Raw genomic sequence first — 21,097 nt, 5'->3', positions numbered from 1 at the left:
GGCAGGCGGGTCGTATCCGCCTTCATCGCAACGGCCTTTGCCCAGGAGACGCCGGAGGCAGCAAGCGCTCAATGGCGCAGTGTCGCCGATCAGATCAGGCCGAAAGTGCCGAAGCTCGCCACCATCATGGACGATGCTGAAGAGGACGTGCTTGCCTACATGACCTTCCCAAAGGAGCATCGGGCAAAGCTGCACTCAACGAATCCGATTGAACGTCTCAACGGCGAAATCAAGCGCCGCACCGAGGTGGTCGGCATCTTCCCGAACGACGAAGCCATCGTCCGCCTCGTCGGCGCGCTACTGCTCGAGCAGAATGATGAATGGGCCGTCCAACGTGCCAGGTATATGACCCTTGAGACCATGGCCCAAATGAGCGATGATCCCCAAATCAGTCTGCCCGCTGTGGCCCGCTGATATCCCTCCGGCCCTTGTCGGAAAGCACGGCAATCAGCCGTCAGCTACACCACTCCCATGGACACGATCCTCCGTCGGCTGCGGCACGTTCGCTCAGTGCAAAATACGACTAGGTTTCGAGCCATGGGATCCCTGCGCGCGAGCCAGCGCGATTTCGAGCACGGTGCATGTTTCCATGCCTGCTAGACAAAATCAGGTTAGGTAACTGGGAAGGTCCGCCGGATACTCTGAACCTGTTAAGGCAGGATTGAACTACACGGAACTGGCGTGACGATCACGTGACGATCACGTACCGGGTTTGAGATATCCTTTCGCGTGGGCTTCTTTCTGCGCAACTGATTCGCATAAGCCGCGCCGAATTTGCGGCCCATCGCCGTATCGTTTCGTAGGACCACGACAATGCCACGCTCCAACAGCATTTCCTCGACCAACCGCAGGCTCAAAGGGAACCGGAAGTACAGCCAGACCGCAGTGTGGGTGATAGAAGCAATTACACCCGCCCTCTAAGTAGAAAACCGCCATGCTCAGTGATGAGCGCGATGACGAAATCCATCACAGCGCGAACGGAAGGCGTCTTGCGCAAATCGCGATGGACGAGAAGCCAGATGTCCCGGGAGAAGAATGGAATGTCTTCCCCGATCCGCACGAGGTCCGGGTCGGCATCTCCCATGAAGCAAGGCAGTCCGGCAACGCCAGCACCAGTCCGCACCGCGATAAGATGCCCGCCGATGTCGTTTAACTCGCACGCGATCGGCCGTGTGCCAGCAATACCGAGCAGCCATTTTTGCTGCGGCATCTCGCCGTAGCGTTCATCGAAGGCGATGAATTGCCATCGATCAGGCACGTCAAGATGCCCATAGTCGCGGCGCGCGTAGAGACCGAATGCCATGACGCCCAGTTTTTGCGCAAAGCTTCCGGCTTCATTGGGCCGCACCAATCGCAGAGCCACATCTGCTTCCCTGCGGCTAAGCGACACCTGCTGCGCCTGGGCCGAGAGAGAAAGACGGATATCCGGATAGCGGGATCGGAATTCTGCGAGATGCTGCGCCAGTAGATGCGCCGCCAGCACAGGCGGAGCGCTGAGCGTGACCTTGCCAACCAGTGGCGTATGCGCGGCCCTTGCAATCCGGGCAACTCCGTCGGCCGCAGCTTCCATCGTGACGACCTGATCGAAGACCTGTTGTCCGACCGTCGTCAAGCGACAGAATCGTGGCAGGCGGTCGACCAGCATCACATCGAGTTCCCTCTCGAGCGCCGCCAGCCGACGGCTCACCGTCGCATGGTCCACTTTCAAGGCGCGCGCTGCACCGGACAGGGTGCCGGCACGCGCCACTGCCAGGAAATGACGAAGATTTTCCCAATCGGCCATCTGTGCGATTTCTCAATGTTCACTGGCATATATACCGTATATCCGCACAGAAATCATCGGCGTAATTTCGAGACAAATTATTTTCGTGAGGTTGTCTCGATGTCTGTCTCTCACCCTATGCCTCCACGCACTACGCTTGCCGCCGCTTCGCTTGGCTTTGTGGTCGTACTTCTCGACGTCAGTGTCGTCAACGTCGCACTCGATGCCTTGCGCACCGGCTTTTCCACCGATATCGCGGGCCTCCAATGGGTGGTCAACGCCTACACGCTCTTCTTCGCAGCCTTGCTGCTCATGGCTGGAGCGTTGGGCGATCGCTTTGGCGCACGCGCCGTCTTCGTCACTGGTTTCGCCCTGTTCACACTCGCGTCGCTTGCTTGCGGGCTTGCTCCGACGCTTGCGATACTAGTCGCGGCGCGGCTCGCGCAAGGCGTCGGCGCGGCACTGCTGGTTCCGAACTCGTTGTCGCTGCTTGCCCAGGCTTTTCCCGACAAGGAGCAGCGCAACCGCGCGGTCGGCTGGTGGGGAGCGGCAGGAGGTATCGCGCTGGCGGCCGGCCCGGTGGTCGGCGGCTTCCTGGTGACACATTTCGGTTGGCGCAGCGTTTTCCTGATCAACTTTCCGGTCGGGCTGGTCGGTCTGACCCTGATTATTCGCTATTCCGCGGCGAGTCCCAGGAACGAGGGCCGCTCGCTCGATCTGCCTGGACAGGGAGCCGCCATCATTGCGCTGGCATCGCTGGCAACAGCGTTGATGGACGCGGCACATCTGGGCTGGACTCATCCACGCATTCTTGTGACTCTGATCGTAGGCATCCTCGCCGCAACAGGCTTCATCCTGATCGAGGCGAGAAGCCGCGCACCGATGCTGCCGTTGTCACTCTTTTCGAATTCCGCTTTCTCGATCGCCTCCGTCACTGGCGTCATCGTCAACTTCGCCTATTACGGCCTGATCTTCGTGTTCAGCCTGTTCTTCCAGCTTGAGCAGCAGCTGCCACCTCAGGAAACCGGCATCGCTTTCCTGCCGATGACCGTCGTTCTGATGATTGCGAACATTATCGCAAGCCGGTTGATCAATTCCCTTGGCGCGCGCCCTTTGATGGTGTTTGGCCTTCTCCTGGCGGCGACCGGGTATCTTCTTCTTCTTTTGCAGGTCAGTGTCAGCGGTGCCTACTGGCAACTGGTCGTGCCGATGCTGATGGCGGCAAGCGGTGTCGCGCTGATCGTGCCGACGATCACGAACGTGACGCTTTCCTCGGTCGATCCATCCCGGGCTGGCATCGCGTCGGGTGTCCTCAACACCGCGCGGCAAGTGGGCGGCATGCTCGGCGTAGCGACATGCGGCTATTTCGTGCGAGACACGGCCCCCGCCGCGTTCATGCACGGCATGTATCTCTCCCTCATCGTCGCGGTGGCTCTGCTGCTTCTCGGAGCTGCGCTCTCGTTCTTCTGCCTCAGACAGGAAGGCTTTTCCCTATCAGATACCGTCAAGTAGTTTTCGTCCCGGAGCGGTCGACGCCGACGACCATTGGGGCTGGTTCGAGGTCCGGCAGAACTAGCTGCAGCAAAACAGAAATCGGAACAGACGAAACGAATTTGTGAGCTACGTGACGGAACTCGTGCGATCAGCGCGGGCCAGCGGCGCTCGAGTTGATGGTGTAGTTCTTCCGGAACTCGCCCTGAACTATGTTCAGTTGTCGCTTTGCATTTAAACGTGAGAATGCAGCTGTTTCAGCCAAGTTTGGCATTTAAAGCTGAGAATCTGAGCGGCCTTGGTCTCAAATTAACTGCAACTGCGAAGACGCCATTGATCGGCATGTATGGGTCATGATCTCGTCGATAGCGCCGCTGAATCGCGTTCGCACCCATCATTTGGCCGCGTAGCATTTCGAGCATCTCAGGTCCGGCCCGCTCGACAATGGCCACTCCGGCCAGCAGAGCTGGTCGCAGATGCAGCGGCAGGATCGGACTTGCCGGTGTCGGCAGGCTCCCCCGTTCGACGACATCATCGAGATCTGGAATGATTGCGCCAAGCACCCTGAATCGCCACGGTTCGTATCCTCGGGAGATGGGTATCGTCCCCCGTCGCATCAGCAGAAGCCGCGCTATCTCGGCCGGCGATGTCCAGGTTCGGACATTGCGTTCGGCTTCATCGTCGAGGAGCCGTTCCCCTATGAGAGAAGTCCCATGGTAGCGGCCGAAAGGAGAGTGGCGGTCATGCCTGCCTGAGTGCCGGAGCAGGCAGCCGCAAAGCGTACAGGTGATACGCCAGCCGAGAAGCTGGCTTCGAAGAACGGGCCTCGGTTCGTGCTTTGGCGAATGACAGCATGAGCACGATTGTACCGGTTCCTTGGCAATCAGGCGCCGCGACGATTGCGCGATATTCGCGAAAGTCGTGCGGCGGACCGTGGTCGGATCGGCGGAGAACATGCGGGCGAGGCGGAAGACCTGATCCTCGTTGAGATCGAGATCTGCGGTGCGCACGGATGACGCCTCTGGAAGGCAATGCCGAAGCATAGCCAGGGGAGGGACCGCATAGAACTCGGCATGCCGGCCGATCCACGACGAGAGAAGCTCATCGGTGCGAGGAGCCAGCGTTACCGGCAACCGCCGCGAGGGCTCTCCCATGTCATGCGAAGGCGGCTTCCGCATCAAACTCCGGCTCCCATTTCTCGATGGCTGCGTCCGTAATCCTTTCTTGGCCGCTTTCGATGGCCTCGATGGCGAGTGAGTTGATAATGTGAAAGATGTTCGCAGTGATGCCTTCGGTGATCTGCAGCATCCGCCGCAGCGATTTCGCGGTCAGCACCGACGGCTGACGTAGCGGCGTGTTGCGCAGGATCAAGGCGATCAAGATTTCGAACTGCTCGTTGGCGGCCCAGCGGCTCAACGTAAACTGCTCGAAGCGGCGGGCCAATTGCACATCACCGCCGATGGCTTCGCGGGCGTCATTGACCCCGAAGCAGACGAGAGAGATCTGGAGGCGGTTACTAAGAAAGCGCAACGTGTTGAGGACAATACGCTGCTCGCGATAGGTTCCGGCGAGAATATTATGCACTTCGTCGATCACCAGAACCTGCACACCGATCGCTTCCATGATCCGCAAAGCGGCCTGCTCCATCTGCGCGATATCGGCGCGTGGCCGCTGCGGTGCGCCGAGCAGGGTCAGCAGTTCGGCGTAGAACCGCCGTTCGCCTGGCCGGCTGGTCATCTCCATGGCCAGAACCGGTGTCTTCAGCTTACCGGTAACCGAATTGAAGCTTGGCGGGTGCTGGTCACGGAAGCGCTTCATGATCATCGTCTTGCCCATGCCGCTGTCGCCATAAATGGCGATGGATGGCATTCGGGTTCCACGTGGATGATCGAGCAAGAGGTTCAGTCGATCGAGCACCTGCTTTGCACGCGGATAAACAAGCCAGCGGCGCGATCTGATCGCGCGGATGCGCTGTTCGTCGGCTTCAGCAATCAGCGCCGCGGCGCTCGCGGTCAGATGGGAGAGTTCGGTGTTCATGCCAGCTCACTCCGTGTCCTCGTCAAAGTCCACAGGTTTGCTGGAGTCGACCCCGCGAAGCGAGCCCCATCCGCCGCCATCCACCCTCGTTTTTGCGCTGCCTGGACGGCCGCGTCGCGCAGCCGCCGTCTTCTTGACCGCTGCATCCACCAGTTTGCGCTGCTCAATCGCAGTGCCAACTATGGTACGGGTGCTGACTTCCTGTCGTCCTTTCGCCAGCAGCGTACGGCGCGCCGCCAGTGCTTCGTGCAGTGTCACCGAAGGCAAGGTAACATCGGCATAGCGGGCTTCCACGAAGTTGCCCGACGGCCGCCGGACGAAGACACGAGCCATGTCCCGCGGGTCGTATTTGACGAGCAGGCGACGGTTCGCGCGCCCGACGTCGGCGCTGAGTGCGGCGGACCAGTAGCGTAGACCAAACAGATGAATTCCGGTTGGCCGCAGCGTGCGCTCCTGCTCGGGTAGGAACGTCAGCCAGAAACGCATTCGATCTTGTGGTAGTCGAAGCGGAATCTGGTCCTCGTGCTCGCGCCACACGGCAATAGGCGGACGGCCCAAGCTGCTGTGGATCGACTGATGGTAGGAGCCGACGATGTCGAGGGCGATGTAACGTTCTAGTTCGCGCAAGGTGAGCGCCGAATGCCGCTTCGAATCATATTCGCCAAGCTCCTGCGCGTTGCTGAATGTGGTGCCGGGCAGCAGATGGAGTTTTCCCATCTGTGTCCCGATCAGGCGCTCGATGTGGCCACCGAAGCGCGGCTCTGCCGGCGGGCGCCATTCGATCGCGATGCCGGCATCCTCGCACCCTCGCTTGAAAGCACGACTTCTAAAGTCGGCCCCGTTGTCGACGTGCAATGTCTCTGGCAAGCCGGCGACGGGCCACGCTTCGGTGATCTCGCGCTCCCGCAACCAAGCCGATTTGTCGAAGACGGAGTGCAGCAAACAGAGACTGGTCGACAGCCGGGAGGGTGCATCCATCGTGAGGTAGAAGCCCGTCACCATACGGCTGCAGACATCCATCGCCAGCGTCAGCCAGGGCCGGCCGATTGGCTGCCGGGTTTCCTCGTCAACGACGAAGACATCCGCCTTCGTGTGATCGACCTGTACGACCTGCAAAGGCCGGGAGGCGGCAAACACCCCAGGAACGGCCTGGGTCTGCTTCACGATGTCATTTTCGCCGCGGCGCTTGGCGCGCTTCTGCAGGTCGATGTCTTCGAGACGAGCTTTGATCGTTCGGCGATGGGGCGGCCGGAGACCGGCTGACAGGCAGTTCGTTTGCACATCCCGGACCAGCTGCGAAACGCTTGGCCGGTTTCGTGTCAGATAGTATCGGTTGATCGTGTTGCGGATGATCTCTTCCCGCTTGTCGTCAAGAACCCGGTGCCCATCTGGTCGACCGCGCCTGCGGTCCACCAGTGACATGACCGTCCCACCGGCCCGAAACAGCTTGATAAGGCGGTACGCGGTTGCCCGACTGGTCTCGAGCTCGGTCGCGAGCAGTGCCACCTCTGCTGCCGTCATTTTGCCAGTCCGGTGCTTCAGGAATTCCCGAACCGCTTCTGCGCGTCGGCATGCTTCATTCCAAAGCGATTCATCGACTTCGTTGGGAAAGGGATCATGCATTGCTGGAATACCGCCGATTATCTCGATCGCATGATTCTCACATTAACTGCCGAATTCCAAGCAAGGTTCTCAAATTAAGTGCCCGTTCTCAAATTAAGTGCCGCGGCTTCTCATTGAAATCGTTGCGATAAGAGTCTCATGATTAAGTGCAAAACGACACGCCGCTCATCGTCACCTTCGTCTCGTTGCTCAAGGATTCCTCGCTCGCTTCGCTGATCACGGTGGACGAACTGGTGCTGACGGGCCGGGCAATGGCGACGGAGTATTTTCTGCCCCTGCAGATCTATGTGGCGGTTGGGCTCTGCTACTTCCTCATCGCCTGGCCGTTTTCGCTCCTCTCCAAGCGTCTTGCGCCTCGCGCCAACCGTTAGCCTCCATCGAAAGACACGAAATAATGACTTCTTCCGCACAAGAGGGCGGCAGGACACGACGCCCCGTGATCCTGATGACCCCCGACATCGAGAATCCGGCCGGCATCGCGAGCGAGAAGACCTATGCGGTGCGGGCAAACTATGCCGAAGCGATCAGCGAGGCAGGCGGGATTCCGCTGATATTGCCCTATGAGACACAGACGATTGCCGCCGCACTCGATCTCGCCGACGGTGTGGTGATCACAGGGACGATCCCTGGCGCAGACGGGGAGGCGGAACGGCGTTCGTTCGAACTGAGACTTGTCGAACATGCGGTAAAGGCTGAGAAGCCCATTCTCGGCATATGCCATGGCATGCAGCTCATCGGAGAATGGTTGGGCGGCACCTTTTCAAGGAGCCTGCCCGGCCCCGGCACAGAAGCTGTCGAACACATGCCAACCGCGGTGCCGGATCGGCTAGCCCATGGAATATCGGTGGAGCCGGGAAGTGCGCTTGCCGGCATTCTCGGCGGCACTGAGGCAACCGTGAACAGCCTGCATCGTCATGCCCTGACCGGTGTCGGTCGCTTCCGTGTCGTCGCGCGTGCCCGAGACGGAGTGATCGAGGCCTTCGAGGGAGAAACACCGGGCCTATGCCTCGGCATTCAATGGCACCCTGAGTATCACCTCCCGGATTTCGATCGCGCGATCTTTCGTCTGTTCGTGTCGCGGAGCGCCGCGCGGGCCGCGACGAGTGATACTCCGGAAGCCGCATGTTCCGCGCGCGCACGCCTTGCCGCGCTCGGCCTCGCCTTGCCGGAGGCTTCGGCGCCTCCCGGCTCCTTTGTCGGTGCAATCAGGTCTGGTGAGATCGTGACCGTATCCGGCCAGGTGCCCCTGAGGGACGAGGTCATTCTCAGGACCGGCCATTTGGGAAGGGATGTCTCGCTTGAGGAGGGGCGCGAATGCGCGCGCTGGGCCCTTCTCAACGCACTGGCGCAGCTCGAGCGCATCGCCGGAAAGCTCGATCGGGTTAGAGGTTTCGTGCGGCTCGCGGGTTACGTGGCCGCTGCCCCCGATTTCACCCAGCATGGTGCGGTGATCGACGGCGCATCGCAGTTGTTGAGGGAAATGTTTCCGCACTGCTGGCCTCATGCGCGCATCGCGGTCGGCGTCGGTTCGTTGCCGCGTGGCGCGCCGGTGGAGATCGAACTGACGGCTCTTGTCAGCGAAGCGGAGGCCTGACGCGATGCGTATCGCTGTTGTCGGGGCCGGCGTGGTCGGTGTTTCCTCTGCCTATCTGCTGGCGCGTGCGGGACATCGCGTCACGCTGATCGATATGGAAACGGAGCCGGGAAAAGGTGCAAGCGCCGGCAATGCGGCGCAGCTCTCCTGGGCCTATGGCGATGCCATGGCCTCGCCCGCATTGCTGAAACATTTGCCTGCTATTCTTGCCGGGCGCGATCCGGCGTTTTGCATCCGCCGGCGGCTCGATCCGGACTTCCTGCTGTGGGGCCTTCGGTTTCTTGCCAACATGCCCTCCAGGCGGTGGTGGCACAACACACGGGACATTCTGGCGCTTGCCGAGCAATCCCGCCAGGAAATGGCGTTGCTCTTAGCGGAGACGGCAATCGTCTTCGACTACCGCGTCGCCGGCAAGCTGCATCTCTATCCGGACAAGGCAAGCTTTTGCGCCGCGCGTCCAACCGTGGAACGCAAAAGGCAGATAGGCATCGACCAGTGCATGCTGTCGCGACCGGAAGCCGAGGCCGTGGAGCCAGCGCTGAAAGCGTATCAGGGCGAGATCGCCGGCGCCGTCTATACGCCCGATGATGCGCTTGGCGACGCGGCGGCCTTCTGCCGCCAGCTTACGGCGGTCATCATCAAAAATTTCGGCGTTTCCGTATGCTTCGGCCGAAGGGTTGCGGGGTTCGAGCGGTATAGGAGGCAGCTCACTGCTGTTCGGTTTGCCGATCGCGATCCGCTACCGGTCGATGCCGCCATCGTCACGGTCGGGCCGCTGATCCGCGCCCTTGTCGCGGACTTGCCGGAAGCGCGATCGATCCAGCCCGTCGCCGGGTATTCCCTGACAGTGCCATGGCGAGAAGGGGCCCCCCACGTCAGCCTGACGGACGTGAAGCGCAAGCTTGCCTTCGCCGCAATTGGCGACCGTCTTCGCGTCGCCGGTCTCGCTGATCTTGCACGACCCGGCGCTGGCTTTGCGGCGGATCGCTTTGCGGTTCTGCGAGAAACGGCGAGTGCCGTACTGCCCGATTTTTTCGGACAGGCGGAATGGCAGCATGTCTGGTCTGGCGAACGTCCCATGACCCCATCTTCCCGGCCCATCATCGCGCAATCTCGAAAAATCCGGGGCGTCTATGTCAATGCGGGACACGGCATGCTCGGATGGACGCTCGCGCTTGGCTCTGCGCGAAGAATTACGGATATGCTGGCTTGAAGGCGTCTAAGTGTTTTCCGTCGCGCGCACGCTGATTGTGCGGTCAACCGCGAAGGTGGCCGACGTCTGCGTGACAGCGGGCTCAACTGTTCGATTCCCATCACATGGCGAAGGACAGGAATCCAACTAGTCCTCCTGAAATGCTTCCTCTCTCTTCCTTCTCACCGACGGCAAGACGACGAGAAGGAGCAGCCCTGCCGCGACTGAGAGCAGCGCCGCGCTTAGTGGCCGCGTCAGGAAGACGCTCGGATCCCCCTTGGAGAAGAGCAATGTTCGGCGCAGGAACTCTTCCATCATCGGGCCCAGGATGAAGGCGAGGAGCATGGGGGCCGGTTCGGCGTCAAGCTTGCGGAAAAGGTATCCGACGACGCCGAAGAGAGCCATCGCATAGACGTCGAAGATGCTGTTGTTGACGCTGAAGACGCCGATAGCGCAAAGCGCGATGATCGTTGGAAAGAGGAAGTGATAAGGGATCGCGATCATCCGTACCCAGAGGCCGATCATCGGCAGGTTCAGCACGAGCAGCATCAGGTTGCCGATCCACATGGACGCAATCAAACCCCAGAACAGAGCCGGTTGCTCGCTCATCACCGAAGGCCCCGGCTGAATACCCTGGATCAACAGGGCACCGATCATCAGCGCCATCACCGAATTCGAGGGCAGGCCAAGCGTCAGCATCGGAATGAAGGAAGTCTGCGCCCCGGCATTGTTGGCCGATTCCGGCCCTGCCACGCCTTCGATCGCGCCCTTGCCGAACCGCTCAGGCTCTTTCGACAGCCGTTTCTCCAGCGAGTAGGATCCGAAGGACGCAAGCGCCGCCCCGCCGCCCGGCAGAATGCCAAGCACCGAACCGAGGGCCGTGCCGCGTGCGATCGGCCCGAGAATACGCTTCCAATCCTCGCGGGTTGGCATCAGGTTCGTGACCTTACGGGTAAGAAGCGTCCGCTCTCCTTCGTTTTCCAGATTGGCTGCAATTTCCCCGAGGCCGAAGATACCCATGGCCAGTACAACGAAGTTGATGCCGTCCGCCAACATAGGCACATCGAAGGTGTAGCGTGGGATGGCGGAATTGACGTCCGTACCAACCATCCCGAGCAGCAAACCGACGAGGATCATGCCGAGCGCATGCAGCAGCGGGCCCGAAGCCATGACGACCGAGGCAATCAGGCCCAGCACCATCAACGCGAAATACTCGGCCGGGCCAAATTGCAGCGCAACCGCGGCGAGCGCCGGCGCAAACAGCGCAATGAGCAAGGTCGAGACCGTGCCGGCGATGAAGGAGCCGATCGCCGCGGTCGCGAGCGCTCTGCCAGCCTGCCCCTGCCGCGCAAGTTGGTGGCCGTCGAGCGCGGTGACCACCGACGACGGTTCCCCCGGCAGGTTGGCGAGGATGGCTGTGGTCGAGCCTCCATATTGGGCACCGTAATAGATGCCGGCGAGCATGATCAGCGCCGTTTCGGGCGGAAGACCGAATGTCAGCGGCAGGAGCATGGCAATGGTTGCGACCGGACCGAGGCCCGGAAGAACGCCGATGGCGGTGCCCAGAAAGACGCCCAACAGGCAGTAACCGAGATTGGTGAGCGACGAGGCCACGCTGAGGCCGAGCCAGAGATTGGAGAGCATTTCCATGGTGTTCGCCTCAGGGAGCAAGGATGCCGGAGAACCAGGCGCCGACCAGAGGCATGGGCACGCCCAGCCCCTTCACGAACACCAGTGCGCAGAACAGCACCAGCCCGAACATGGCGGCGATCGCCTTGGCACCGAGCGCGAATTTCTCGCTGGCCTTGGCCGAAACCAGAATCAGCGCGGCCAGTGCCACCGGCAGGCCGGCGCCCATCAGGAGCATGCCGAACAGGCAGACGGACAGGGTGACGAGGATCAGACCCTTCCAGTTCACGGTTGTGATCGGCGATCCCTCGATGAGCAAACTGCGGGCTAGGGTCACGACACCAAGAAACAGGAGAAGCCCTGAGATCACCATGGGGAAATAACCGGGGCCCATGCGACCGGCGTTACCGAAACCATAGTCCAGCGCGATGCTGAGGCCTGCGCTTCCCAGCAGCAGATAGAGTAGGCCGCTACCCAGATCCTTCTCCGACCTGATTCTTAACGCCATTGTTTCCTCCCTTGTCGTGTACGGCCCTATCATCAAGCGGGCGTTGTTCGTGTCATGGCCTTGCAGTCCAGATCGACGATCCTTCGACTTCATGCATGCGGGTGAATGTCAGACCATAGGAGGCCTGCGGGTCATCCCAGCGGCTCTTCAACCGCGCGTAGAGCGCCTCTGCCTGTTCTTGCGCGCTATAGCCGACGAGATTGAAGAAGCCGTCGCGTTCGACTTCGATGTCGCTGCGTCCAAGAAGGATGATGGAGATGTCTTCTGGGACTGTGATGCCGCGCGCCAGCAAGCCTGCGCGCAGCCTCTGGCCGCTTTCTACGCCCCAGAGAAGGACGGCCTTGCGGCGGCGGCTTGGGCTGCGCACGATCGCGGCAATGCGCTCCAGCATTGCCAGTTCGAACTCCTTGGACGGCAGAGCCGGGATCAGGCTCGGTTCCTGTAGAAAAGTGCCTGCTTCGGCATCTTCGCGCAGCTGGCGATAGCGGTGCAGGCCAAGCTCGTTGGCAAGGAAGGGGCGGACTGTCGTCAGGTAGTGAATCTCATCGTGACCCACCGACAGAAGCAGGCGCGTTGCATGCTCTACCGGGCGCCCCCATTCGAATCCAATCGCATCGATATCGGTTCCGACCAGCCAGGCACCGTCGACAACAATGTTGTCCGTCTTGCGCCGGAGTGCGGCGAGCATTTCCACCGGCATCTGTTCGAAGGAGTTCTGAATGATGCAGGCGTCGAACCGCGGCAACGATTGCAGCACATGACGAGCATGCTCCGCGTCCGAATAGCCGACCTCCAGCGTGAGGTCGCCGCCTTCGGTCACCATTGTCTGCAAGCGGTCCATCACGAGGCGGGCGCGCTGCGTGGCGATTGGTCGCCGGAGCAGGATGACGCTGCGTCCTCGCCTGGAAACAGCCCGCCCGGTCGGTGCTGGCTGCAGTGGGCCACCGCCGGTGAAGAACGTTCCGCGCCCGATCTGGGCGTCGATCAGGCCTTCGTCCTTCAAGGCTTTCAGGGCGCTCTGCACGCCTGGCTGGGACAGCTTGAAATCGCGCATCAGTTTTCGAACCGTCGGTAGACGATCCCCTGGCTGCGCACTGGTCGCGACCGACTTCAGATAGTCCTGCAGCTTTTCAATCTTGCTCATGACCAATCTCCGTAACACAATACAAATTGTATCATCAAGAATGTATTTTTCAAACGCCAAGAATTTCTACTTGCCGTAAAATCAAAACAAAAATATTGGAAATACTATGCGAAATGATAATTCGCATTCCGATACAATATGTATCAGTGTAGCAGGGGAGGAATGTTCAGTGTCTCGTTCAGTCTGGAAATCTCTTACCGCGCTGGCACTGTCGGCGCTCATCGCAACACCCGTCGCGCAGGCGCAGTCGACGGCCCCCATCACGCTTCTTGTCGGCTATTCGGCCGGTGGTAGCGCCGACCTCGCTGCGCGCATCATCGCTCCTGAAATCGCAAGCCGCGTCGGCCGCACCGTGGTCGTTGAAAACGCCACCGGCGCGAGCGGCATGATCGCGCTTCAGAAATTGATAAATGGCGCCGCGGACACCAACGCGATTTACTATGGCGGATTCGACACGGTGGCGGTTCCGATGACCAATACCAAGGTCACGGCCAATTGGCAGGCCGACACCATACCGGTCGGGCGCACGACCACAACGTCGATGGCGGTCGTGGTGCCAGCGCAGTCGGCCCATGCGGATCTCGCGTCCCTGATGGCGGCGGCGAAGGCCGCGCCCGAGACGGTCAGCTATGGCTCGCCCGGCATCGGTTCGGCGCAGCATCTGCTGGGTGAACTCATCTCCCAGCGTGCCGGCGTAAAGTTTCTGCACGCGCCCTATCGCGGTGGGGCGCAGGTCACCAATGATCTGTTGGCCGGTGTGCTGGACTCGGCAGTGCTGACCCTATCGACAGCGCTACCACTCGCCAAGGACGGCAAGATCCGCGTTCTGGCCATCTCCGGCGCTGATCGAGCCGATCAGTTGCCGGAGGTTCCGACGCTGTCTGAACTGCCCGGCCTGAAGGGTCTGACCTTCCCGCTCTGGCAAGGCGTGTTCGCCAAGGCGGGCACGCCTGACGACTTCGTCGCCTCGCTCGACAAGGCGATCTCCGAAGCGCTGGCAAATCCCGATGTGGACAAACGCTATGCCGACGCCGGCTTTGCGACCGCGCCACTGTCTGCGAGCGAGTTCAAGGCCTTCATCGCCGCCCAGGCCGAGACCTACAAGGCTGTCATCGACAGCGCCAAGATCGTCGTCGAGTAAGTTCCTCCGACGCCGGCAGCAAGGCTCCGGCGTCGGAATTTTCCTGGCATTGACAAGGGTCTAATTGAGGTGAGCCAATGACCATCGGCATGTTCAGTTCGTTCATTACCCGGCACTGGTTCAGCACGGTAGCTGTCGACATCTGGTCGGATGACGCCACGTTGCAAGCGTGGCTGGATGTGGAGGCTGCGTTGGCTCTCGCCCAGGCGAAACTTGGCTTAATCCCATCGGACGCCGCTGATAGGATCGCCGCATGCTGTGACGCAAAGGGGTTCGACTACGCGCGGCTCAGCAAGGAGATTGCTTTCGCCCAGCATCCTTTCGTCCCGGTTCTCAAGCAGCTCGAGGAATTCTGCGGCGAGCCGGCCGCCGGTTTCATCCATTGGGGCGCCACCACCCAGAACATCTTCGACACAGCGATCGCGCTGCAGTTGAAAAAGACCCATCACCATCTGATTGCCGTACTCGACCGGACCGAACAGCGGCTCAAAGGACTGGCAAACGATCACCGCAAGACCCTGCAGGCCGGACGCACGCATGGTCAGCACGCCCTACCGACGACCTTCGGCTATAAGGTCGCCGGTTGGCATGAGGAGATCCGCCGCAGCCGCGAAAGGCTGACGGAACGTGGCGCTCAATCGTTCCTGGCTTACTTCGGAGGCGCAATCGGAACGTTTGCCGCTATGGGCGGCAAGGGCCGGGCGGTAGAAGAAGAGGTGGCCCGACGGCTTGGCCTGCAGCCTGCCCGTCTGCCGCTTCGATCCTCCTTCGATCGCGTGGCCGACTACCTCTCTGCGCTCGCGGTTCTAGCCGGGTCCGTCCACAAGATCGCGCAGGACATCGTCTTCATGCAGCGATCCGAGATCGGCGAGATCGAGGAAGCCTTCCACATGGGCAAGGTGGGAAGCTCCACCATGGCGCAAAAACGCAATCCTTCGGCCGCGCTTGTGCTAATTAGTCTCTGCCGCTTGCTTGAAGGCCGGTTGCCGTTGATCCTCGCCAGCATGGTCCGCATGGATGAGGGAGATTCTTCGGCCACCAACGTCTCGGACATCGTCGTAAATGAGATCGCCATCCTCGCCACGTCGATCGCGGAAGGGGTAGAGCATGTCCTGTCCGGGCTGCAGGTGAATACCGAAGCCATGCGCCGAAATCTCGACATTACTCAGGGCCTGATCCTGTCGGAATCGGCAATGATGCAACTTTCACCACGCATAGGTCGGCACAAGGCCCATCATTTGCTCTACGATGCCGCGCAGAAGACGACGATGGAAGGCATACCGTTTGCCGACACCCTCTCCGATGCGCTGAAGGGCGTCGGTCTTTCCGACGTGACGCTCGACCTGGCGCCAGAGGCCTATCTCGGAGAGATCAACGACATCATCCAGGATCTTGAAGAACGGCCAAGTGGGGACAATTAAACTCGACCTCGAATTTCGACCGCACGACGGTGGCTGCTGGCTGGCGCTCGAGCGATGCCTGAGCCATTCGGAAGACCTCGCTCATGGTTCGCGCCTTACGCATGATTCCGTAGCAGACAGGGAGCCGATCCTATCGGTCGCATTGGAAAGCGCGATTGGAACATCTTCTCATGATTTTGGATGGGTGGGGTTGGCGCGAGCAGCCCCTTGGGAATGCCGTCCTCCTGGCCTCGACGCCGGAAATGAACGCTGAGCCGCTATTTTGAACTAATTGCCGAGAGCAAGCGCCAGCGGGTGCTCGCTTCTTTCAACTACCTTGACGACGCCGAATCCCCTCTTTGGAGCGCGGAATTCCGGGGATGAGCCAAATATGTTCGAGCAAGCATTTGTGCATAGAAGCGGAGCTGTGTGGGCTTCCGGGATTGCATAATGTATCGGGCGGAACTCTGCGCTCTGGCGGCTCAACCCTCGGACCAGCATGAACACGGCTGTCGATTCTCCAGCCGGACGTTCGAATTCTCTCAAGAGCGCGGGTGATGGAAGGCCTCCAGGCTTCACCAAGTCAGTCGAAGATTCAATTCCCGTGCCGCAAGAATGAAGCGAATGGCTCGATATCCATGACCTCCAGACAAAGTCGCATCCAATATCCCTGCGCGGTGTAGCGACAATATCGTTTGAGCTAAAATTTCCGTCACCTGCATAAAAATCAAGCAAATTTAGAGTATTGCCTAGCTAAAAATGCGTTAAATTTCTGATTGACCCATAATATTTTATGTGCCAGCCTTCTAATGTAAGGAGGAGGAAGCATAGTGCGCGAACAAAAATCAAAGGACGTTTGCTATGATTTCCCACAACAATGGCAATGCTCAGAGCTCAGGGCCGAAATCCGTTAAGCTTCTTTCTTTTGTCGTATTGGGCCTGGTCGCTTCGACGTTCATGACGTCGGTTTTCCCGCCGATTTTTACCTCATCAACGACCCGGTCGGTCACCAACGCGCCGGTCGTGCCAATCACGTCGCCCATCAGTGGTCGCGTGGTTTCAACGGGCCCTCTACTGGCAAGCGCGCCAATCGGATTTCAAGCGGTGATTGAAAACGACCGAGTCGATCGGTCGACCTTGATCGGGCTAACGATCGAACTGGCGTCGCTACAAAATGAACTCTCGCTCAAGCGTTCAATTCTCGACGACTATGCCGAACGGATGGCCGAACTCGAGCGCGACCTCTCCCGCCAGCAGGCGGCCCTCGTCCTGCGGTCCGACAACGACCTGCGCAACGCGGAGGCTCATCTCAAGATGGTCAGCTATGCCTCTGCGAACGAGAAAATTGCGGTCGAACGCAAGCTGACCCTGCTGTCAAAGGGGGTCGTTAGCGGAACCGCGGGCGAGCTTTCCAACACGCTGAAGCTCGAGGACGCAAAGCTCGAGGCGGCGAAATTGCGCGTCGAGATCTTAAGCTTCGATCTGGGCAATGCCCGGACCGGAATCTTCATGGGCGGGGAACAGCAATCGTTGCAGGATTTGCAACGCGAGATACGCTCGACAAAAGCTGACCGGGCGCAGATCAACATGCAGGCGGCGACAATAGAAACCAGGATTGTGCAAGTTCAGGCACTGGCAGCCGCAGAGCGCGAACGGGTCGAGAAGCTGGCCGGGGCCGAAGTGGTCATGGAGCCGACGTCGAAGCTCTTCAAGACGACGGCTCAGATCGGCAAGCAGGTGAGCGCTGGCGATACGATTGCCGAAGCGCTGAATTGCAAGGATGCATTCGTTGTTGCGATATTTTCCGAGCGGCAGGCACAGAACCTGTCGATCGGCTCGCCCGTCATGGTCAGTGCGGACGGATGGGAAGCCCCCGTCACCGGTCGCGTCGACCGCCTCGTGCCGCGTACGACTGAACGTGTCGATCTCGACTACGCGGTTCCGTTCCCACCCACCGAACGGCGAGAACTCTACGCCTATATCGTTCCCGACCTTTCGGTGGCGACTTCGAAACAGGCCGAGAGCTTCTGTTCGGTCGGGACTTGGGTGACCGTCAGTATGCCGCAGGCCTGGTTCGAACGGACGCGAACCCAAATCGATCTGGCCTCCACCAAGGTGGCACAACAGATCTCGGCGATTGGAAACAACTTTTCCGCGATGGTGACGTACAGATCTGAACCGGAGCCGGTGAATGAGGCGAGCATTGCTTTTACCAGCGCGGTCGCTGTTCGATCGGCCCGCATCGTCGTCGCTGGACGTCCGGCTCGAGGCGTCGGCGAACTTTTGCCGGCCACGGCCGAAGGCAGCCTGTAGATAGGCTGGAGGTTCTCCATGACCTCTATCGGCCATACCCGGTGGGCGACGGCTTGTGCCGCTGCCTGCGTGGTCTTTCTTTGTCTTTCCGGACGGGTTGACGCCTCGGTGGTCAACGACGCGCAAGGGCTCTGCGGTGCGATGAAGACGGTGCAGTCGGCGGTTCGACCACAAGCTTCCGAGCCGTCATTCATGCCGAGCTATCGTACAGTGCGGGAGGATGTCGACAGTCTGCCGGCAGCGCTTCGGGAAACTGCTTTCGTCTACGACAATGCCTTGGCGGCGATGGCATTCATCGCCTGCGGCGACACTCAAGCAGCGAGGGCGATCGGGGATGCATTCGTCGCGGCGTCGGCAGAGGATCGGCACTACCGTGACGGGCGTCTGCGCAACGCCTATCGCGCAGGACCGGTCGCCAAGCCACCATTGCTGCCCGGATTTTGGGACGATGACGCTGGACGGTGGATGGAGGACGAATACCAGGCGAGCACTGCCGTTGGAAACGTTGCCTGGGCGGCGCTCGCCTTGCTGCAGCTTCACCGACAAACCGGCGATCCAAGCTATCTTGACACCGCACTTCGCCTCGGGCGCTGGCTAGAGCAGTTCGTCGATCCGAGCGGGTCTGGACTAACGGGGGGCTACTACGGATTCGAGCCGAAGCCTGCCCGAATTTCGTGGAAGTCCACCGAGCACAACATCGACGTTGTCGCTGTCGGTCGCTGGTTGTGGTCGGAGACGCAGGATCCGCGGTGGACGGCGCTTTCCGAAAGCGCGCTATCTTTCTTAACGGTAATGCAGGACAGCCGCGCCGGCTTCTTCATCGGCACCGACGGCAAGGGGAGCGCGGCCAGCAATGCCGGAACGGTGCTCGACGCACAGGTCTGGCCATTGATGGTTCTGCCCAAGCAGGATCGTCCGGCGGCCTGGGAGGGCAGCATTGCACGCATCGATGAATTGCTTGGCGTACCGGGTGGCTACGACTTCAACGGCGATCGTGACGGGATGTGGGTGGAAGGCACTTCGCAGATGGCGCTCTTGTTTGCGCTGGAAAGCGAAAACGAGCGTGCGGACGCCCTGATCGCCAGCGTGATGGAAAACCGCGATGCAAAATCGGGTTGGCTGTTTGCTACCCGTGAGAATCAGATTTCGACCGGGTTGACGATCGATGCGGCCGGGCAGGGGGAAGAATTCCGCTACTATCGATGGCCGCATCTCGGAGCGACTGCCTGGGCGGTTCTTGCAATCACAAGGTTCAACCCGTTTCGGCCCAACGAGCCGAGCGAGATCCGGTGAGGCAACTCATGGTCTTCAGTATCGACGACGACATCGCAGGCATTCTTCTCTTCGATCTCGGAGTGGCCCTGGCCTTCATGGCCCTTGCCAACCTCACGCATCCGAAGAACGCGATGGAGCGGTTGACGTTCAGCGCGATGACGGCGATGTCGCTTGCGCTCTATCTCGCGTGGCGTGTCGCCGATACGATGCCTGTGTTCGAGCTGACGGCGGAGAGCCTGTGGGCCTATATCTATTTCACTTTCGAGGCGACCTCGATCGTCTACGCGATCGCCTCAGTTCTGATCCTCTGCCGGACGTCCGACTGGACGGCGGAAGCAGACGCGGCGCAGAAGGAACTGGAGGCTTGCGGCCGCCATCCATCCGTCGCCGTTTTTATCTGCACGTACAACGAGCCGATTCATATACTTGAGAAGTCAGTGATCTGCGCACGGTCAATGGATTACCCGAACTTCCGCGTCTACGTTTGTGATGACACCCGGCGCACGGAAGTTAAGGAGTACTGCGAAAAAGTTGGCGTCAGATACATCACCAGGCCGGACAACCGGCACGCCAAGGCGGGCAACCTGAACAATGCGCTGCAGCAGACGAACAAAGGCGATCCGTCCGAGCTGATCATGGTGCTCGACGCGGACTTCGCCCCACAGGCGAATTTCCTTAAGCGCGTGGTCGGTCTCTTCCGAAACAGCAGAATAGGCGTGGTCCAGACGCCGCAGTTCTATTTCAACTCCGACCCGATCCAGCACAATCTGCGCCTGCAGAACTCCTTCGTTGACGACCAGCGTGTATTCTTCGACACGTTTCAGCCGGCAAAGGATGCCGTCGAGTGTGCGTTCTGCGTCGGGACCAGCTTCGTGGTGCGCCGTGCCGTCGTCAATGAAATCGGCGGCTTCCCGCATGACGCGCTTTCAGAGGACATGTTGCTCACCTACCGCTTGATGGAGCGGGGATACATAACCCGCTGGCTGAACGAAAAGCTCAGCGTCGGCCTGTCGGCCGAAGGCATCCCCGAATACATCACTCAGCGCACGCGCTGGTGCCTCGGGACGATCCAGATAGGCCTTTTGAGAAACGGTCCAATGTGGCGCGGCCATTTCACGCTTACGCAGCGATTTCATTATCTTCACGGTCTGCTCTGCTGGCTTTCCAAACCGTTCATCCTCTGCCTACTCTTTGCTCCATCGATCTACTGGCTCTTTGGCATTTCGGCACTCCAGGCGGACGAGCTCTTGTTCATGAAGTACGGAATAAGCTCCCTCTTCGTATTCTGGATCTACTCGGCTTGGGTTTCAGGTCAGCGTACGCTGCCGCTGTTCACGGAAGTGACCCATGCACTGACGGCGCTTCCGGTGACGATTACGCTCTTCCAGGCTGCTCGGCGACCTTTCGGGCGCCCATTCAAGGTGACCGAGAAGGGTGGTGACCGGTCGACGGTCCGTGTTCACCTGCCGACGGCGTTCTTTTTCGCGGCCGTGGTCGCGCTTTCCGCTGCATCGGTGCTGGGGACCATCTTCACTTGGGACGCGCCAAACGACCTTTCAGGGCGCGAGGTGCTGAATCTGGTCTGGGCTGTGATTTCCATGGTCATAGCCTTCGTCAGTCTGCTGGTCTGCATCGAATTGCCGCGATGTGGGCGTGAAGAATCGATCACGATGAACATGGCAGGCAAATATCGCACCGGCGGTCGCATCAATGATGTTGCCATTCGAGCGATGTCAGTCGAAGCCGTTGACGTCGCTAGCCTCGCGCCTTCCGGCGCGGAGGATGAAGCGATCATGATCCCCGAGGTCGGTTGGGTGCCGATCCTAGGGTCGGCGGGAACGGCTGGTTTGTCGATCGCGCCAACATTCGAACAGCGAATCGACATTCTAACTCTCCTGTTTCGCGTCGCGCCGGAAAATGTCGCGGAGTCTGGACGATTCAAGCGCTCAATGGTCAGCCTGTTCCGCCGCGCATTTGTAGAGTGACCA

Annotated in this window: 16 protein-coding genes and 2 pseudogenes; 10 read left to right on the top strand and 8 right to left on the bottom strand. The window is 60.1% G+C overall.

The annotated features are described in order from the left end of the window. Nucleotides 1-414 (top strand): transposase (locus MKZ91_RS23330; RefSeq protein ID WP_336173419.1); only part of this gene is annotated, 414 nt, incomplete at its 5' end. A 302-nt stretch (nucleotides 415-716) separates the two neighbouring features. On the opposite strand, the pseudogene MKZ91_RS31660 reads toward MKZ91_RS23330, so the two are convergent. Together MKZ91_RS31660 and MKZ91_RS23320 are read right to left on the bottom strand one after the other, a co-directional pair. Further along, a pseudogene (locus MKZ91_RS31660) lies at nucleotides 717-905 on the bottom strand (IS6 family transposase); the annotation flags it as partial. Next, nucleotides 905-1,783 (bottom strand): LysR family transcriptional regulator, encoded by an 879-nt coding sequence (locus tag MKZ91_RS23320; protein WP_113398913.1) that lies wholly within the window; start codon nucleotides 1,781-1,783, stop codon nucleotides 905-907. The pseudogene MKZ91_RS31660 and the gene MKZ91_RS23320, both read right to left, overlap by 1 nt. Between MKZ91_RS23320 and MKZ91_RS23315 the strand changes: the two genes are divergently transcribed. Continuing rightward, nucleotides 1,757-3,274, top strand: a complete 1,518-nt coding sequence (locus MKZ91_RS23315) for an MFS transporter (protein WP_336173418.1) — start codon at nucleotides 1,757-1,759, stop codon at nucleotides 3,272-3,274. The genes MKZ91_RS23320 and MKZ91_RS23315 overlap by 27 nt on opposite strands. A 236-nt stretch (nucleotides 3,275-3,510) precedes the next feature. On the opposite strand, the gene MKZ91_RS23310 is transcribed toward MKZ91_RS23315, so the two are convergent. Genes MKZ91_RS23310 through MKZ91_RS23300 form a run of 3 tightly spaced genes read right to left on the bottom strand, consistent with a single transcriptional unit; the run spans nucleotide 3,511 to nucleotide 6,913 of the window. Continuing rightward, entirely contained in the window at nucleotides 3,511-4,407 is an 897-nt protein-coding gene (locus MKZ91_RS23310) for a TniQ family protein (protein WP_336173424.1), read from the bottom strand. A gap of 1 nt (nucleotide 4,408) precedes the next feature. Next, nucleotides 4,409-5,290: a TniB family NTP-binding protein gene (locus tag MKZ91_RS23305; protein ID WP_113398910.1), complete on the bottom strand. Its 882-nt coding sequence runs from the start codon at nucleotides 5,288-5,290 to the stop codon at nucleotides 4,409-4,411. 6 nt (nucleotides 5,291-5,296) lie between these two features. Then, nucleotides 5,297-6,913, bottom strand: coding sequence for a Mu transposase C-terminal domain-containing protein (locus MKZ91_RS23300; RefSeq protein ID WP_113398909.1), 1,617 nt, complete (start codon nucleotides 6,911-6,913; stop codon nucleotides 5,297-5,299). Between the two features lie 161 nt (nucleotides 6,914-7,074). On the opposite strand from MKZ91_RS23300, the pseudogene MKZ91_RS23295 reads away from it, so the two are divergent. The 3 genes and pseudogenes from MKZ91_RS23295 to MKZ91_RS23285 all read left to right on the top strand — a co-directional run. Then, nucleotides 7,075-7,284 (top strand): annotated as a pseudogene (locus MKZ91_RS23295) (amino acid ABC transporter permease); the annotation flags it as partial. Nucleotides 7,285-7,358: 74 nt separating this feature from the next. After that, on the top strand, nucleotides 7,359-8,507 hold the full coding sequence (locus MKZ91_RS23290; RefSeq protein WP_336173423.1) for an Atu1372/SO_1960 family protein: 1,149 nt from the start codon (nucleotides 7,359-7,361) through the stop codon (nucleotides 8,505-8,507). A 4-nt stretch (nucleotides 8,508-8,511) separates the two neighbouring features. Then, on the top strand, nucleotides 8,512-9,720 hold the full coding sequence (locus MKZ91_RS23285; protein ID WP_336173417.1) for an FAD-dependent oxidoreductase: 1,209 nt from the start codon (nucleotides 8,512-8,514) through the stop codon (nucleotides 9,718-9,720). A gap of 126 nt (nucleotides 9,721-9,846) precedes the next feature. Here the strand turns inward: MKZ91_RS23285 and MKZ91_RS23280 are convergent, their stop codons facing one another. Genes MKZ91_RS23280 through MKZ91_RS23270 form a run of 3 tightly spaced genes read right to left on the bottom strand, consistent with a single transcriptional unit; the run spans nucleotide 9,847 to nucleotide 13,040 of the window. Further along, nucleotides 9,847-11,349: a tripartite tricarboxylate transporter permease gene (locus tag MKZ91_RS23280; RefSeq protein WP_336173416.1), complete on the bottom strand. Its 1,503-nt coding sequence runs from the start codon at nucleotides 11,347-11,349 to the stop codon at nucleotides 9,847-9,849. Nucleotides 11,350-11,359: 10 nt separating this feature from the next. Beyond that, a complete protein-coding gene (locus MKZ91_RS23275) occupies nucleotides 11,360-11,836 on the bottom strand; it encodes a tripartite tricarboxylate transporter TctB family protein (protein ID WP_336173415.1) in 477 nt (158 codons plus the stop codon). Between the two features lie 52 nt (nucleotides 11,837-11,888). Then, nucleotides 11,889-13,040: a GntR family transcriptional regulator gene (locus tag MKZ91_RS23270; protein ID WP_336173414.1), complete on the bottom strand. Its 1,152-nt coding sequence runs from the start codon at nucleotides 13,038-13,040 to the stop codon at nucleotides 11,889-11,891. Between the two features lie 109 nt (nucleotides 13,041-13,149). Here MKZ91_RS23270 and MKZ91_RS23265 point away from each other — a divergent pair, with 109 nt between their 5' ends. From MKZ91_RS23265 to MKZ91_RS23245, 5 genes are all read left to right on the top strand, one after another. Beyond that, the gene (locus MKZ91_RS23265; protein ID WP_336173413.1) at nucleotides 13,150-14,121 is read left to right on the top strand and encodes a Bug family tripartite tricarboxylate transporter substrate binding protein; all 972 of its coding nucleotides are present in this window, start codon (nucleotides 13,150-13,152) and stop codon (nucleotides 14,119-14,121) included. A 77-nt stretch (nucleotides 14,122-14,198) separates the two neighbouring features. Continuing rightward, nucleotides 14,199-15,542, top strand: coding sequence for a class-II fumarase/aspartase family protein (locus MKZ91_RS23260; RefSeq protein WP_336173412.1), 1,344 nt, complete (start codon nucleotides 14,199-14,201; stop codon nucleotides 15,540-15,542). Nucleotides 15,543-16,382: 840 nt separating this feature from the next. Beyond that, nucleotides 16,383-17,834, top strand: coding sequence for an HlyD family efflux transporter periplasmic adaptor subunit (locus tag MKZ91_RS23255; RefSeq protein WP_336173411.1), 1,452 nt, complete (start codon nucleotides 16,383-16,385; stop codon nucleotides 17,832-17,834). An 18-nt stretch (nucleotides 17,835-17,852) separates the two neighbouring features. Next, entirely contained in the window at nucleotides 17,853-19,127 is a 1,275-nt protein-coding gene (locus MKZ91_RS23250; RefSeq protein ID WP_336173410.1) for a hypothetical protein, read from the top strand. 8 nt (nucleotides 19,128-19,135) lie between these two features. Then, entirely contained in the window at nucleotides 19,136-21,094 is a 1,959-nt protein-coding gene (locus MKZ91_RS23245; RefSeq protein ID WP_336173409.1) for a glycosyltransferase family 2 protein, read from the top strand. The last annotated feature ends 3 nt before the right edge of the window (nucleotides 21,095-21,097 follow it).

Origin of the sequence: Ensifer sp. MJa1 (assembly GCF_037026475.1) — a bacterium.
Classification (GTDB): domain Bacteria; phylum Pseudomonadota; class Alphaproteobacteria; order Rhizobiales; family Rhizobiaceae; genus Ensifer.
This window is presented reverse-complemented; position numbering and strand designations above follow the sequence as displayed.

Excerpts from the sequence above, each read along its gene's own strand:
- MKZ91_RS23315 (WP_336173418.1), top strand. The coding sequence starts at position 1,757 with ATGACGAAGATTTTCCCAATCGGCCATCTGTGCGATTTCTCAATGTTC.
- MKZ91_RS23320 (WP_113398913.1), bottom strand. The coding sequence starts at position 1,783 with ATGGCCGATTGGGAAAATCTTCGTCATTTCCTGGCAGTGGCGCGTGCC.
- MKZ91_RS23310 (WP_336173424.1), bottom strand. The coding sequence starts at position 4,407 with ATGGGAGAGCCCTCGCGGCGGTTGCCGGTAACGCTGGCTCCTCGCACC.
- MKZ91_RS23305 (WP_113398910.1), bottom strand. The coding sequence starts at position 5,290 with ATGAACACCGAACTCTCCCATCTGACCGCGAGCGCCGCGGCGCTGATT.
- MKZ91_RS23300 (WP_113398909.1), bottom strand. The coding sequence starts at position 6,913 with ATGCATGATCCCTTTCCCAACGAAGTCGATGAATCGCTTTGGAATGAA.
- MKZ91_RS23290 (WP_336173423.1), top strand. The coding sequence starts at position 7,359 with ATGACCCCCGACATCGAGAATCCGGCCGGCATCGCGAGCGAGAAGACC.
- MKZ91_RS23285 (WP_336173417.1), top strand. The coding sequence starts at position 8,512 with ATGCGTATCGCTGTTGTCGGGGCCGGCGTGGTCGGTGTTTCCTCTGCC.
- MKZ91_RS23280 (WP_336173416.1), bottom strand. The coding sequence starts at position 11,349 with ATGGAAATGCTCTCCAATCTCTGGCTCGGCCTCAGCGTGGCCTCGTCG.
- MKZ91_RS23275 (WP_336173415.1), bottom strand. The coding sequence starts at position 11,836 with ATGGCGTTAAGAATCAGGTCGGAGAAGGATCTGGGTAGCGGCCTACTC.
- MKZ91_RS23260 (WP_336173412.1), top strand. The coding sequence starts at position 14,199 with ATGACCATCGGCATGTTCAGTTCGTTCATTACCCGGCACTGGTTCAGC.
- MKZ91_RS23255 (WP_336173411.1), top strand. The coding sequence starts at position 16,383 with ATGATTTCCCACAACAATGGCAATGCTCAGAGCTCAGGGCCGAAATCC.
- MKZ91_RS23250 (WP_336173410.1), top strand. The coding sequence starts at position 17,853 with ATGACCTCTATCGGCCATACCCGGTGGGCGACGGCTTGTGCCGCTGCC.
- MKZ91_RS23245 (WP_336173409.1), top strand. The coding sequence starts at position 19,136 with ATGGTCTTCAGTATCGACGACGACATCGCAGGCATTCTTCTCTTCGAT.